The 13,278-nt window shown below is 72.2% G+C and carries 14 protein-coding genes; 7 read left to right on the top strand and 7 right to left on the bottom strand.

The window, feature by feature from the left end; all coding sequences use genetic code 11:
- Positions 1-2 precede the first annotated feature (2 nt).
- From ABWI07_RS10165 to ABWI07_RS10150, 4 genes are all read left to right on the top strand, one after another.
- A complete protein-coding gene (locus tag ABWI07_RS10165; protein WP_353818342.1) occupies positions 3-317 on the top strand; it encodes a Dabb family protein in 315 nt (104 codons plus the stop codon).
- The gene (locus ABWI07_RS10160; RefSeq protein WP_353818341.1) at positions 314-1,768 is read left to right on the top strand and encodes an aldehyde dehydrogenase family protein; all 1,455 of its coding nucleotides are present in this window, start codon (positions 314-316) and stop codon (positions 1,766-1,768) included. The genes ABWI07_RS10165 and ABWI07_RS10160 overlap by 4 nt, the downstream gene beginning before the upstream one ends.
- A 67-nt stretch (positions 1,769-1,835) precedes the next feature.
- Positions 1,836-2,321: a VOC family protein gene (locus ABWI07_RS10155; RefSeq protein WP_353818340.1), complete on the top strand. Its 486-nt coding sequence runs from the start codon at positions 1,836-1,838 to the stop codon at positions 2,319-2,321.
- Complete coding sequence (locus ABWI07_RS10150; RefSeq protein WP_353818339.1) at positions 2,318-2,752, top strand: VOC family protein; 435 nt, start codon at positions 2,318-2,320, stop codon at positions 2,750-2,752. Before ABWI07_RS10155 ends, ABWI07_RS10150 begins: the two co-directional genes overlap by 4 nt.
- Before the next feature lie 54 nt (positions 2,753-2,806).
- Here the strand turns inward: ABWI07_RS10150 and ABWI07_RS10145 are convergent, their stop codons facing one another.
- On the bottom strand, positions 2,807-3,577 hold the full coding sequence (locus ABWI07_RS10145) for an SDR family NAD(P)-dependent oxidoreductase (RefSeq protein WP_353818338.1): 771 nt from the start codon (positions 3,575-3,577) through the stop codon (positions 2,807-2,809).
- A 129-nt stretch (positions 3,578-3,706) separates the two neighbouring features.
- On the opposite strand from ABWI07_RS10145, the gene ABWI07_RS10140 reads away from it, so the two are divergent.
- Genes ABWI07_RS10140 through ABWI07_RS10130 form a run of 3 tightly spaced genes read left to right on the top strand, consistent with a single transcriptional unit; the run spans position 3,707 to position 7,640 of the window.
- Positions 3,707-4,753, top strand: coding sequence for an ABC transporter substrate-binding protein (locus ABWI07_RS10140; protein WP_353818337.1), 1,047 nt, complete (start codon positions 3,707-3,709; stop codon positions 4,751-4,753).
- Between the two features lie 29 nt (positions 4,754-4,782).
- Positions 4,783-6,513: an ABC transporter permease gene (locus tag ABWI07_RS10135; protein ID WP_353818336.1), complete on the top strand. Its 1,731-nt coding sequence runs from the start codon at positions 4,783-4,785 to the stop codon at positions 6,511-6,513.
- Positions 6,510-7,640, top strand: a complete 1,131-nt coding sequence (locus tag ABWI07_RS10130) for an ABC transporter ATP-binding protein (protein WP_353818335.1) — start codon at positions 6,510-6,512, stop codon at positions 7,638-7,640. Before ABWI07_RS10135 ends, ABWI07_RS10130 begins: the two co-directional genes overlap by 4 nt.
- An 89-nt stretch (positions 7,641-7,729) precedes the next feature.
- On the opposite strand, the gene ABWI07_RS10125 is transcribed toward ABWI07_RS10130, so the two are convergent.
- From ABWI07_RS10125 to ABWI07_RS10100, 6 genes are all read right to left on the bottom strand, one after another.
- A complete protein-coding gene (locus ABWI07_RS10125; protein WP_353818334.1) occupies positions 7,730-8,290 on the bottom strand; it encodes a cysteine hydrolase family protein in 561 nt (186 codons plus the stop codon).
- 109 nt (positions 8,291-8,399) lie between these two features.
- Positions 8,400-9,206, bottom strand: coding sequence for an SDR family NAD(P)-dependent oxidoreductase (locus tag ABWI07_RS10120; RefSeq protein WP_353818333.1), 807 nt, complete (start codon positions 9,204-9,206; stop codon positions 8,400-8,402).
- A 220-nt stretch (positions 9,207-9,426) separates the two neighbouring features.
- Positions 9,427-10,680, bottom strand: coding sequence for a CaiB/BaiF CoA transferase family protein (locus tag ABWI07_RS10115; protein ID WP_353818332.1), 1,254 nt, complete (start codon positions 10,678-10,680; stop codon positions 9,427-9,429).
- On the bottom strand, positions 10,681-11,532 hold the full coding sequence (locus ABWI07_RS10110) for a VOC family protein (protein ID WP_353818331.1): 852 nt from the start codon (positions 11,530-11,532) through the stop codon (positions 10,681-10,683).
- Between the two features lie 86 nt (positions 11,533-11,618).
- Positions 11,619-12,209 (bottom strand): MarR family winged helix-turn-helix transcriptional regulator, encoded by a 591-nt coding sequence (locus ABWI07_RS10105; RefSeq protein ID WP_353818330.1) that lies wholly within the window; start codon positions 12,207-12,209, stop codon positions 11,619-11,621.
- Positions 12,206-13,033 carry a TauD/TfdA dioxygenase family protein gene (locus tag ABWI07_RS10100; RefSeq protein WP_353818329.1) on the bottom strand — a complete coding sequence of 276 codons (828 nt, stop codon included), beginning with the start codon at positions 13,031-13,033 and terminating at the stop codon, positions 12,206-12,208. Before ABWI07_RS10100 ends, ABWI07_RS10105 begins: the two co-directional genes overlap by 4 nt.
- Between the last annotated feature and the right edge of the window lie 245 nt (positions 13,034-13,278).

Below are 13,278 nucleotides of genomic sequence, written 5' to 3'. Positions count from 1 at the left end.
GGATGCTGCGCCATGTGGTCCTGATGACCTGGAAGCGGGAACTCGGGGAGGACGAGGCGGCGCGGGTGCGCGCCGCGCTGGACGACCTCGGCGCCCGCTCGCCGGACGTCCGGGCGTTCAGCCACGGACCCGACGCGGGGGTGCGGCCGGGCGGCGCCGACTACGCGCTGGTCGCGGACTTCGACGACGCCGACGGCTGGCGCGCCTACAGCGCCCATCCGGCGCACGACGTGGTCCGCGACGTGATGCGCGACCTCGTCGCCTCGCAGGTCGTCGTCCAGTTCGAGGTCGCCCCCGACCGGGAGGGTGCGGCGTGAACCCGGTGAGCCGCGCCGGCGGCCAGTTCATCGGCGGGCGCTGGGAGCGCTCGGCCGCGTCCGGCCGGCTCGACGTCGAGAACCCCGCCACGGGCGAGGTCGTCGCCCGTGTGTGCGAGGGGGGCGCCGCGGACGCCGAACGGGCGGTCCACGCCGCTCGCGACGCGTTCCCCGGCTGGTCGTCGACCCCTCACAAGGCCCGGGCCCTGATCGTCCGGGAGGTGTGCGCCCGCCTCGCGGAGCAGGCGGACGAGCTCGCCGAGCTCATCTCCACGGAGGTCGGCACGCCGCTGCCGCTCTCCAGGGAGGCCCAGGTCGCCCGCCCCACAGAGGTGCTCAGATCGCTGTGCGACGCGGCCTCGGAGGTCGCCTGGACCGAGCGCGTCGACAGCACGGTGGTCGTGCGGGAGCCGCTGGGAGTGGTGGTCGCCATCACCCCGTGGAACTTCCCGCTCCACCAGGTGGTCGCCAAGGTCGGCGCGGCACTGCTGGCGGGCTGCACGGTCGTCCTCAAACCGTCCGAGCTGGCGCCGCTGAGCGCCTACGCGCTGGCCGACGCCCTGCACGAGGCGGGTCTTCCGGCGGGGGCGTTCAACGTGGTGACCGGTCTCGGCTCCACCGTCGGGGAGGCGCTGACGGCGCATCCGGACGTCGACGGCATCTCCTTCACCGGATCGAGCGAGGTCGGGCGCCGGATCGGGGCGGTGGCCGCGGCGTCGGTGAAGCGGGTGGGCCTCGAACTGGGCGGCAAGGGGCCCTCGCTGGTGCTGCCCGGCGCCGACACCGGGGCGGCGGCGACGGCGACGGCCGCCCGCTGCTTCACCAACTCCGGCCAGGTGTGCGCGGCGCTGACCCGTCTCATCGTCCCCCGGGACCGGGTCGGCGCGGCCGAGGCGGCGCTGGCCGCGTTCGTCGAGGCGCAGCGGATCGGCGACCCGTTCGCCGAAGGCGTCACCATCGGCCCCTTGATCTCGGCACCGCACAAGGAGCGGGTGCTGGCGCTGCTGGCCCGCGGGGTCAGGGACGGCGCGCGCGTCGTCGCCGGAGGCCCCGGCGTGCCGGTGCCGTCCGGCGGGCACTACGTGGCGCCGACCGTCCTGTCCGACGTCGACCGCGCGATGGAGATAGCCAGGGTGGAGGTGTTCGGGCCGGTGCTCTGCGTGCTGGCCTACGACGACGTCGATGAGGGCGTCGCGATCGCCAACGACAGCGAGTACGGCCTCGTCGGCGCGGTCTGGGGCCCGGACGCCGAGGCCGCCGCGGCGGCCTCCCGGCTGCGCGTGGGGATGGTCGGCGTCAACGGCGGCCGGCTGAACGTCCGGGCTCCCTTCGGCGGCTACAAGCAGTCGGGGCACGGCCGCGAGTTCGGCAGGTTCGGCATCGAGCACTTCCTTGAGCTCAAGTCCGTCAACTTCCCGCCCGGCGGCCGGGTCACATGGCCCGAGCCGTGAGAACTCTCCCGCGCGACCCGGCATCCGCCCTGGACGGAACGGACTCCTTCCCGATAATCTGCATACTATGAATAGAGTAGCGCCGAAGTCGCGGCAGATATGGCATGCGGGATTCATCGTGGACGAACTCGAACCCGCCATGGACGAGCTGTCGGCGGCCCTCGGCGTGAAGTGGGCGGACCTCCACACCATCAAGCGCACCATGGAGGGCCCCGGCGGAGCCGCGTGGGACCTGGACACCCGCGTGGTCTTCTCGCTCGACCTGCCCCTGTCCATCGAGCTGATCGAACCCTCGCCCGGCACGCCCAACGTCCGGCGGGGCGACTCCGCGTTCCACCACCTGGGCTACTGGGGCGACGACCTGGTGGCCGAGGAGCGGCGGATGGCCGATCTGGGCCTGCCGTGCGTCGCGTTCCTCAGCGACCAGGCCGACCCCGCGCTACGCCGGATCCTGATCACCCAGGGGCCCTACGACGTGCTGCTGGAGGCCACCAGCACGCTGACCTCGCGTCCCGGCCTCGAACACTTCTACCCCAGCGGAGGACCGCGTTGATCTGGCACATCGCCTTCGCCGTCGACGACCTGGACGACGCGATGGAGCGGTTCGGCGCCGCCCTCGCCCTCGACTGGCTCCCGGTGAAGCACTACGTCGGCGAGTCGGTCGACCAGGACGGCCGCCCCTACACCCTCAGGACCCGCCTGACCTTCGCCACCGCCGGACCGTGCGCGCTCGAACTGTTCGAGCGGGTGCCGGGCACGCCCAACGAGCCGGCCGAGGGCACCGTCTTCCACCACATGGGCTACTGGACCGAGGACCTGTCCAAGGAGCGCGAGCGGCTCGCCGCCTGCGGCTGGCTGCACCGGGGCGGGCCCACCGAGCCCGACTCCCGCGCGGCGTTCTTCGCGAGCACGCTCGGCATCTTCATCGAGGGCTGCAATTCCACCATCGAGCGTCCCGGGCTCGAGAAGTACTACCCGGCATAGCGCCGGCCGGAGGGGCGGCCCGGTCGGCGCGGACGGACCGCCCCTCCCGGCCGGTCAGGCGCTGGACCAGCCGCCGTCCACGGTCATGACGGCCCCGTTGACATTGGACGCCTCGCCGGAGGCGAGCCAGGAGACGGCGGCCGCGATCTCGTCCGCCCTCGCTTTCGGCGGCATCGTCGCCTTGGCGAGGGCGGCCCGTTCGTACGCCCATCCGGTCCGCGGCGACTCGTTCGTGCCTGCGGACGCGTGCATCCCGGACTCGACGCCGCCGGGAAGGACGGCGTTCGAGCGGATCCCCCGCGGTCCGTAGCACCAGCAGATGCTCTTCACGAGGCCCAGCACGCCGTGCTTGCTCGCGGCGTAGCTGACGCCCGCCGGGCCCGCGCCCAGGGCGGCCCGGGACGCGACGGTGACGATGGCCCCGCCCCCCTGGGCGAGCATGCGGGGCAGGACGGCCCGCGACATCCTCATCACTCCGGTCAGGTTCACGGCGATCACGCGGTCCCACACGTCGTCGTCGAGGTCGCCGAGGGGCTGGTAGCCGTCCATGACTCCCGCGACGTTGGCGAGGACGTCCACGCGCCGTCCCACGGCCGCGACCAGCGCGTCCACGTCCGGCTGCGACGAGACGTCGGCCTTGTGGAGGGTGATGTCGAGACCGGCCGCGTCGAACTCCGCCTGGGCGCGCGCCCGGGCGTCGTCGCCGCGGTTGCAGCCGTGGACGCTGGCGCCCTCCCGGGCCAGCCTGACGGCGGTCGCCCTCCCGATGCCGTTCGCGGCTCCGGTCACGATGGCGATCCGGCCGGCGTGTCGCTGGACGTCCATCCCCTCTCCCTTCACTCGGGGCGCGGGGCACGGCCCGTCGGAACAGCCCGAACCCACATCATTGACAACTATAATCACAGTAAGCATGATGAGGCATCGGTGACCTCCGTCTCACCCGCAGGAGCCCCCATGACCTCACTGATCCGCCGTACCGCCGCGACGGCGCTCGCCCTGACCACCGGCGGAGCGCTGCTCGCCGGCTGCGGCAGCGGCGCGGCCGAAGACGCCAAGCGCCCCCAGGACCCCGCACAGGCGGCCCTGTTCGACAAGGCCGCCGACGAGAAGGGCGTCCACGTCTACTCGAACCTCGAAGAGGTCCTCAACGGACGTCTCGGCGACGGCTACGCCAAGGCCGTCGGCCTGCCCGCGACCATCGAGAAGATCGCCAGCTCGTCCATCAACACGCGGTTCGCCTCGGAGGCCGAGGCCCGCGCCGTGCGCGCCGACATCCTGATCAGCGCGGACTGCTCCTTCGTCAGGGCACAGGTCGGCAAGGGCACCGTCACCGCCATGAACAAGGCGGGCGTCCCCGGCTACGACGCCTTCCCGCAGGACTTCACGTTCGACGGCGGAGCGGTCCCGTCGATCCAGACGGCGCCCTACGGGATCGGCTACAACACGAAGAAGGTCGACAAGTCGGACGTGCCGACCACCTGGGACGCCCTGCTGGCCCCCCGGTGGAAGGGCAAGATCCTCATGACCACTCCGAAGGGGTCGGTCACGCGCACCCAGGTGTACGACTTCCTCATGGAGAGCCGCGGCGAGCGGTTCCTCCGCGACCTCGGCAAGCAGGCGGCGCGCTTCTACCCCGACACCGGCCAGGCCGTGGCGGCCCTCGCCGCGGGTGAGGGCGACATCCTCATCCCGACCGCCGGCCAGGTGACCGGGGCCGGCGCGAAGAAGGGGGCGCCACTCGCCTTCACCCTTCCCGAGGACACCACCGGCGCACCGCTGTGCGTCGGCCTGAGCGCGCAGGCCCCGAACCCCAGCGGCGCCCGCCTCTTCCTGAGCTACCTGCTGTCGAAGTCCGGCAGCGAAGCGGTCAACGGAGTGGCCGACCTCTACACCGCGGGGCCGTTCGGCCAGGGCGTCGTGCTCGGCGACAAGTACAAGCAGCCGGCGACCGTGACCGAGGAGATGTCCGCCAAGGTCGGCGCTGCGCTCGGCGACGGCTGACCCGCACCATGGACGCCGTCACCCCACTCATGTCGCGATCGCGCTCGACGCGTCGGCCCACCCCGTTCAGGCTCGTCTCGCTGGCCGTCATCGCCGTGGTCGCGGCGCTGATCGCCTACCCGTTCGCGCGGGTCGTGTGGCGCCTGTTCTGGGTGGACGGCGCGCCGAGCGCCGATCCGGTCGTGCGCGCCTTCACCGCGCCGGGCGTCGGCGAGCTGGTCCGCGACTCCACGCTCGTGGTCGTCACCGCGGGCGCGTGCGCGGTCCTCGCCGGCTCGCTGCTGGCCTGGCTCAACGAGCGGACGGACGCCCGGATCCCGGGCGTCACCGACATCGTCCCGCTGATGCCGTTCCTGCTTCCCTCGATCGCCATGGCGATCGGCTGGACGCTGCTGCTCTCCCCGGGCGCGGGGCTGCTGAACGTGCTGCTCCGGAACCTGCTGGGCCTGGTCGGCGTCGAGATCGAGAACGGGCCCCTGAACATCTTCTCGATGCCCGGCATGATCTTCTGCTACTTCGTCGTGCTGGTGCCGTACGTCTTCCTGTTCGTCTCCGCCGGGCTGCGCAGCATGCCCGGGGACCTCGAAGAGCAGGCCCGCGTCGCCGGCGCGGGCACCGCCCGCGCCTTCCGGCGGGTCACGCTGCCCGGCCTCAAGCCGAGCATCGCCGCGGCCTCGGTCATCGTCGTCTGGTTCGGGTTCGCGATGTTCTCCATCCCGCTCATCATCGGCACGCCGGCGCAGATCGACGTCCTGACGGTCCGGATCGTGCGCCTCATCAACTTCACCTATCCGCCGCGGACCGACCTGGCGGTCTCGCTGAGCCTGTTCATCCTGGTGATCGTCGGAGGCGCCTGGGCCCTCCAGGTGCGCATCATGAAGAGCGGGATGTTCGCCCAGGTCGGCGGTCGCGGCGGCCATGCGAGCACGCTGCGCCTCGGGCGGCTGCGGTGGCCCGCCCGCGTCCTCGTCGCCGGCTTCCTCGTCGTCTCCGGCGTCCTGCCGGTGCTGGGCCTGCTCATCACCGCGCTCAACGGCTTCTGGACCCCTGACATCAACTGGAGCGGCCTCGGGTTCGCGTCCTTCCGGCGCGTCTGGGAGGACGGGCCGACGGTCGCGGCCTTCGGCAACAGCCTGCTGCTGGGCGCCGTGGCCGGTACGGGCATCATCCTGTTCGCCGCGCTGATGGCGGTGCACGTCCGGCGCTCCGGGGGCGTGGTGACGCGCCTGCTGGAGGCGGCCATCCGGCTGCCGATCGTGGTCTCGGGCTTCATCGTGGTCGTCGGGATGATCCTGGCGTACTCGGGGCCGCCCTTCGCGCTCCAGGGCACGTTCGCGCTGTTCGTCATCGCGTACATGGCCACGTCCATCCCCCAGGCGTCCATCGTCTCCGACGCCGCGGCCGCCCAGGTGGGCGACGACATGGCGGAGGCGGCGGCGGTGTCGGGGGCCGGGGAGGGCCGGACCTTCGGCCGCGTCCAGCTCCCGCTCATGGCCCCCGGGCTCGTCGCCGGCTGGACGCTCGTCTTCGTCAACATCACCGGCGACATGGAGGTCGCCTCGATGCTCGGCTCCAGCCGGCAGCCCGTCGTGGGGTTCCAGCTCCTCGACACCTACAACAAGGGAGAGTTCGCCGATCTCGCCGCCATGGCCCTGATGCTCGTTCTGCTCACGACGCTGTGCGTCCTGGTCGGAACCGGTCTGGGCCGGCGGCTCTCCGGCCGATCCGAACGCCGAGTCAGGACAGCGAGGAACACGTGAGCAAGGTGACGTCCGCGCGGCCCATCACCAGTCCCCTGGTGGAGGTCGAGGACCTGCGCAAGTCGTTCACGCGGCGGGACGGCCAGACCGTGCCCGCGATAGACGGGGTGTCCCTGGAGATCGCCCTCGGGGAGTTCGTCGTCCTGCTCGGGCCCAGCGGCTGCGGCAAGACGACGCTGCTGCGCTGCCTGGCGGGGCTCGAAGAGCCCGACGACGGAGAGATCCGCATGCGCGGCAGGACCCACTACTCCGGCCGGTCGCGGGTCTTCCTCCCGCCGGAGCGGCGGAACCTCAGCATGGTCTTCCAGTCGTACGCGCTGTGGCCGCACATGACCGTCTACGACAACGTCGCGTTCCCGCTGCGGCACCGCAAGGTCCCCAAGCACGACATACCCCGGCGGGTGGCGCGCACCCTGGAGCGGATCGGCATCGGGGACCTCCGGAACTCCTACCCGTCCCAGATAAGCGGGGGTCAGCAGCAGCGTGTCGCCCTGGCCAGAGCCCTGGTCACCAACGACGAGCTGGTCCTCTTCGACGAGCCGCTGTCGAACGTCGACGCGAGGGTCCGGGACGAGCTGCGCTTCGAGCTGCTGGAGATGCAGCGGGAGATCGGGTTCGCGGCCGTGTACGTGACGCACGACCAGGGCGAGGCCATGGCGATGGCCGACCGGATCGCGGTCCTCGGCGGCGGCCGGATCCGGCAGCTCGGCTCGCCCCGGGACGTGTACACGCGGCCGGCCTCCCTCGAGGTCGCGACGTTCATCGGAACCGCGAACCGGATCCCCGGCACCGTGCTGGCGGTGGACGGCGACGGGCAGATGGTCGCGGACACGCAGCTGGGGAAGGTGTGGGCGACCGACCGGGACCGCAGCCTGGAGGCCGGGGACGACGTGGTGCTGATCTGGCGCCCGGAGAGCGCGGTGGTGGCGGATGAGGCGCCCGCGGGTCCCAACACCTGGCCCGCCTCGGTTGCCGCCTCGGTGTTCGTCGGCACCCACACCGAGGCCGACCTGTCCGTGGGGCCGCTGAGGCAGCGCGTGTGGAGCGTGGGCCGCGACCTGCCCGCTGCGGGCAGCAGCGCCCACGTCTCGGTGCCCGCCTCGAAACTCCTCGCGTTCCGCGTCTGAGGTACACGCGGCGGTTCGCAAGGGCGCGCCATGCGGAAGGGCCCGGTCGGAGAGACCGGGCCCTTCTGCCGCCTGCCGCGTGGTCGCGGTCAGAGCGAGGCGATCCACTCCTTGGCCGACACGACGTCGGCCTGGCCGGGGAAGACCTTCTCCATGAGGACCCTGTGGACCTCCTCGTCGGTGTCGGCGCACGCGTCCGACAGGACGGTGATTCCGAAGTCGGCGTCGGCGGCGTGCCGGACGGTCGACAGGACGACACCGCTGGTGACGACGCCGGCGAGCACGAGGCGGGAGACGCCGAGCCCGCGGAGGAGCGAGCCGAGGTCGGTGCCGGCGAACGCGCTGACGCGGCGCTTGGTCACGACGAAGTCCTCCGCGCCGCCGCCCAGGGCGGAGTGGACCGCGGTGGCCGGCTCGGTCTCCAGGAAGGCGTCGCCGTACCCGGCGAGCGGGGCCATGCCCTTGTTCGAGGGGTTCACCTCCGGGTAGCCGGGCCGGAAGGCGACCCGGACGAGGACGACCGGGACGTTCGACGCCCGGGCGGCATCGACGGCCGCCACCGCCGCTGCCAGGGCAGGGCTCTCATCGCCTCCGACGGCCTGGAGGACGACGGGTTGAAAGTCCATGACGAGCAGGGCCTGGTCACTCATATGTGCTTCCTCATCTGTCGGGACGGGGGGCGGGGTCTGCGGCGGCCGGGCGCCGCGGCCGCGCGGTCGCGGCGCCCGGCCGAGGACGGAGCGCTCCACCGGGGAGCGTTCAGCCGAGGACGGGTCCGGCCTCCATGCCGCCGTCGACGAGCAGGTCCGTGCCGGTCACCCAGGAGCTCTCGTCCGAGGCGAGATAGAGGGCGGCGTTCGCGATGTCGCTCGGCTGCCCGCTGCGGGGGATGGGCATCTGGTCGAAGAACTCGGCCGGCACGCCTGCCGCGCGCGACATGGGCGTGTCGATCTGGCCCGGCACGATCGAGTTCACCCGGATGCCGGTGCCGCCGAAGTCGAGGGCGGCCGTCCGCACCAGCGAGGACGCCGCGGCCTTGCTGGCGGCGTAGGGGCCGAGGGACTTGCAGGCGAAGGTCACGCCCGCCATGGACGTGACCACGACGATGGCGCCGCGGCCGCCCCGCCGCATGCCGGGCGCGACCGCCTGGATGCCGTGCAGGGTGCCCATGACGTTGACCTCGAAGGCGGTCCGGAACTGCTCGGGGTCGACGGTGTCGACCGGGCCGGGGACCATGATCCCCGCCGTCTGGACGAGGATGTCGGGCTCGGCGCCGAAGGCCGCGGCGCACGCCTCGACCGCGTTCCGCCACTGCCCGGGATCGCGCACGTCGAGCGCCGTGTACCCGGCCGTGGGCCCGAGGTTCTGCGCGACCGCCTTGCCCTCGGACTCCGGCAGGTCGCACACCATGACGGAGGCGCCTTCGGCCACGAAGAGCTCGGCCACCCCCTGGCCGATCCCGCCCGCGCCGCCGGAGACGATCGCGATCCGGCCGTCCAGGCGGAGGCGGCCGGCGCGGCTCCGCGGGCCCTCTTCCGAAGCGTCGTGGGGTCGGACCGACGTCATCGCGCTGCCCTTTCGCCGAGGCATCCCCTAAAGGGGGTAAACATGCCTATGTTATGACTGTTCACGTGACCGACCATACAACCCGCGGATGTGACGAGCAATACATCCAGTCCAGGTTTCGCGCCCATCGTCCGGAGTGCGAACCAGGCCTTGAGACAACGGATACGGAGGTCCGCCGCCCGCTCGGCGCCACCGGACGGACCGGGACGGAGCGCCCCTGTCACGCGTCACCGCGCGGAATGGCGGCGGGAACGTTCGCGTCGGCAGCCGACGCCGCCCCACGCGTGGCGGCCCGTTCCCGGACGGCCCGTCTGAAGGCGGCGGTGTCCTGGCCGAGCGACCGCGCCGGGGGCAGGTCCGCGGGCCGCCGGCCGTCGAACAGGAAGGGGGCCCGCACGGACCGGACCGTCCCCTCGGTCGGGTGCTCCACCTCCTGGAACAGCGCGGCGGCGGCCAGGTGGCCGTCGGTGAGCAGGTCGGGCAGCGACCGGACGCGCGCGTGCGGGACGTCTATCTCCGCCAGGACGTCGAGCCACTCCCCCGTGGTCCGCCGGAGCAGCTCGGCGGCCACGAGGGCGTAGACCTCGTCGATGTTGGCCGTCCGTCCGGCGAGCGTGGCGAACCTGGGATCGTCCACGAGTTCGTGCCGGCCGATCCGGCTCAGGAAGGCCGTCCAGTGCCGGTCGGTGTAGAGCATCAGGCTGATGTGGCCGTCCCGCGTGGGGAAGGGCCTGCGGTGCGGCGACGCGGTCCGCGGATAGAGGGCGGGGCCGGCGACGGGTTCGTAGGTGAGACCGCCCATCTGCTCGACGGTCGTGAAGGCCACCATCGCCTCGAACATGGGGATCTTGACCGACCGCGGCGGACCGCCGGCCGCCCGCGACGCCAGCTCCGCGCAGATCGCGAGCGCCGCGTACATGCCCGCGGTCTTGTCGGCCACCGCCGTGCGCACGTAGGCGGGCTCCCCGCCGTTCCCCTGCACCCAGGCCATGCCGGACTCCGCCTGGATCGTGTCGTCGTAGGCGGGCCGGTCCTCGTAGGGCCCCGGCCCGAACCCCACCAGCTCGCAAAGCACGGTCCCGGCCGCGGTGAGCCGCTCCGGCGTGAGCCCGAGCCGCGCCGCCGCACGCGGGCGCATGTTGTGGACGACCACGTCGTACTCGGGCAGCGAGCGCGCGAGCAGCTCGCGGTCGGCGGCCCTGGAGAGGTCGAGGACGACGGACCGCTTCCCCGCGTTGAGCGCGAGGAAGATCGGGGACATGGCCGGGGTCCGCCCCGGGGTGAGGTGCCGCACCACGTCCCCGGCCGGGGGCTCGATCTTGTCGATCCGGGCGCCGAGCTGGGCGAGCAGCAGCGTGCAGAAGGGCCCGGACATGGTGCCGGTCAGGTCCAGGACGCGGACGCCGTGCAGCGGCCCGCGCGCGCTCCGGCCGGCCTCATCGGCGGGTGCGGTCCCGCGTTCGCGGCCGTCCACTCAGAACCCCGCCGGCGGCTCGTAGACGTCCTTGGCCTGCAGGCTCCGGACGAACGTCCTCGGCCGGTGGGTGCCCGGGGCGACGGTCCCGTGCTCGAAGCAGAACTCGATGCCCAGCCCTTCCGGAAGGCCCTCGAAGTAGAAGCCGATCGACCCGGAGGTCTCGTGGCGGATGAGGTCGTCGCGCAGTTCGAGGCCCGCGCGGCGGACCACCGCCCTGGCGCGCATGACGTCGTCGAAGCTCTCGGTCTGGAAGCAGACGTGGTCGACGGAACGGGGCGCCCCGGGACGGCGCTGGAGCACCAGCGAGTGGTGGGCGCCGTCGGACGCGTGCAGGAAGGCGGTGGTGTCCTCGATGAAGTCGGAGACGCCCAGCCCGAGCACGCCCGTGTAGAAGGCGAGCGCGGCGTCGAAGTCGGAGGCGGACACCGCGACGTGCACGAGGCGTTCGAGCCGCGCCCACTTCGGCTGCGCGCCGCCCGCGATGCCGGCCATCCCCCTGAACACCTCGACCTCGGTGCCGTCCGGGTCGGTGAACCGAACGGCCTCCTGGACGAAGTCCGCCCGGAAGTCGCGGGAGCGCTCGAAGTCGACTCCCGCGCCCGCGAGGGCCTTCTCGAGGTCCTCGAACGCGGCTCCGGAGTCGAGCTCGAAGGCCATCCTCACCAGGCCCGGGGGGCGGGACGGGTCCTCCCGCAGTTCGATCCAGTGGTGCTCCCCGGCGCCGCCGAGGAAGGCGCGGTCGTCCGTCCTGCCGTTGAGCTGGAGCTGCGCGCAGTTCTCGAACAGGTCGACGGCCGGGCCCAGGTCGGCGACGGCGAGGGTGATGTAGCCGAGACGCGATAGAAGCATGCTGACTCCACGGGTTCGGGGCACGACAGGCATCCGTTAAATCTAGATACCATGTGCATATTTTAGGGGGCGCGACCGTCCGCCGGTCAATCGCCGCCCGGGGTCTCCCGGTCCCCGGAGTCGGCGAGCCGTACGAGCAGGGGCACCGCCCGGGCGAGGACCTCCCGCTGCGCCGCGGTGAACTCGCGTTCGAGGACGCCTCGGATCCAGTCCTCGCGGACGCGCCGGTCCGCCTCCAGCTCCCTCCGGCCGTCCAGGGTCAGCGACACGTGCACGTTCCGGCGGTCGGCCGGATCGCGCCGGCGCGCGACCAGCCCGCGCCCTTCCAGGGTGCCGAGGCTCGACCAGACGGTCTGCGCCCGCAGGCCGTTCTCGGCGGCGAGTTCGCTGGCCGTCGCGTGCCCGCGTTCCGCCAGCCCGCTCAGCAGGACGCTCTGGGACCAGGTGAGCGTGGTCCCGCTCTCGTGCCTGACGCGCCGGATCAGCCGTCCCGCGGCGGCGCGCATGTCGGCGGCGAGCCGCGCCGCGTCGCCCGCCGGCGCCGCGGACACGACGGCGCCGGCCGTTCCGGCTTCCCGGGGCGGGATCCGCCCTCCGGTCGCGACCGGCGCGGTCGGGGCCGGGGCGGCCGGGGTCCGCGGCCGGTCCACCGCCGCGGACCCCGCCGGCCGGCTCACCAGTTCAGGGTCTTCAGGACGAGCCGGCGGAGGGTGCGCGGATTGTGGTCGACCTGGCCCGTCCGGGCGTGCTGGACCGCGCGGTTGTTGAACAGGACGAGATCGTCGTTCACGTAGTGGTGGGTGTAGATGTTGTCCTCGTCGTAGAGGGCGGCGAAGAGCATCTGGAGGAGATCCTCCCCCTCCTCGGAGTCCGGGCCGTACTCGACGATGTGGCTGGTGTTGAACTCGTTGACGAACAGCGCCTTCCGCCCGGTGTGCGGCACGGTGATCACGACCGGGTGCTCGGCGGCCTGGATGCTGGACAGGTCGGCGCCCTCGGGGTAGTCCGACAGCCGCATCCGCTTCTGCTCGGCGTCCTCGTCGTCGAGGTCGAACATGTTGTAGGCGTGCAGGCCCTCGATCCTGGCCTTGATCTCCTCCGGCAGGTTCTCGTAGGCGCGCACGCTGTTCGCGAAGGCGGTGGGAGGGGATGTGGGCGAGACGTCCTGGGCGTAGAGGCAGGTGCCGGCCGCGACGTCCTCCCGGTAGGCGCCGTCGTTGTGGAAGAGCAGCCGGCGGCTGCCGGCCAGGCTGGGGTTGTCCTCGATGACGTTGGAGAGGTACTCGACGGTCGTGCCCCACCGGAAGGTGTGCAGCTCGCCGAGCGTGGTGACGAACCGGTCCTGGTCCTCGTCGGCGAGCTTCTGGCCTCGGACGAGCACGACTCCGCCGGTGTCGAACGCCTCGCGCAGGACCTCGACCTCGTCAGGGCCGAACGGCTTGGACATGTCGACGTCCTGCAGCTCGACGCCGATGCTGCCGGGGAGTGGGACTGCCCTCATGCTGATGCCTTTCTCGACTAGCGGACAACGTCGGCCTGCCTCCGCACCACGGCGAGAGCCGCCGGCGACCGGGATCAGACCAGCCGATGTTCAGGAGTCCTGAACCTTTAGGCTGATCATATTAAGCATGTTCATGAGCCTTGACAAGAGCCCGCAGGCGCGGACCTGCCGGGACGCCCGAGGGTCACAAGTGCTGTCAGGCTCCGTCGGACAGGAAACCTGCTCAGGCTTCCTGTCCAACTAGT

Source organism: Actinomadura sp. NPDC000600, assembly GCF_040492135.1.
In the GTDB taxonomy this organism is placed as follows: Bacteria; Actinomycetota; Actinomycetes; order Streptosporangiales; family Streptosporangiaceae; genus Spirillospora.
Note: the sequence above shows the minus strand (reverse complement) of the source record. Positions and strands in the feature narration are given on the sequence as shown.

Coding starts and splice junctions, on each gene's coding strand:
- ABWI07_RS10165 (WP_353818342.1), top strand. CDS start 3: ATGCTGCGCCATGTGGTCCTGATGACCTGGAAGCGGGAACTCGGGGAG.
- ABWI07_RS10155 (WP_353818340.1), top strand. CDS start 1,836: ATGAATAGAGTAGCGCCGAAGTCGCGGCAGATATGGCATGCGGGATTC.
- ABWI07_RS10145 (WP_353818338.1), bottom strand. CDS start 3,577: ATGGACGTCCAGCGACACGCCGGCCGGATCGCCATCGTGACCGGAGCC.
- ABWI07_RS10140 (WP_353818337.1), top strand. CDS start 3,707: ATGACCTCACTGATCCGCCGTACCGCCGCGACGGCGCTCGCCCTGACC.
- ABWI07_RS10135 (WP_353818336.1), top strand. CDS start 4,783: ATGTCGCGATCGCGCTCGACGCGTCGGCCCACCCCGTTCAGGCTCGTC.
- ABWI07_RS10125 (WP_353818334.1), bottom strand. CDS start 8,290: ATGAGTGACCAGGCCCTGCTCGTCATGGACTTTCAACCCGTCGTCCTC.
- ABWI07_RS10120 (WP_353818333.1), bottom strand. CDS start 9,206: ATGACGTCGGTCCGACCCCACGACGCTTCGGAAGAGGGCCCGCGGAGC.
- ABWI07_RS10110 (WP_353818331.1), bottom strand. CDS start 11,532: ATGCTTCTATCGCGTCTCGGCTACATCACCCTCGCCGTCGCCGACCTG.
- ABWI07_RS10100 (WP_353818329.1), bottom strand. CDS start 13,033: ATGAGGGCAGTCCCACTCCCCGGCAGCATCGGCGTCGAGCTGCAGGAC.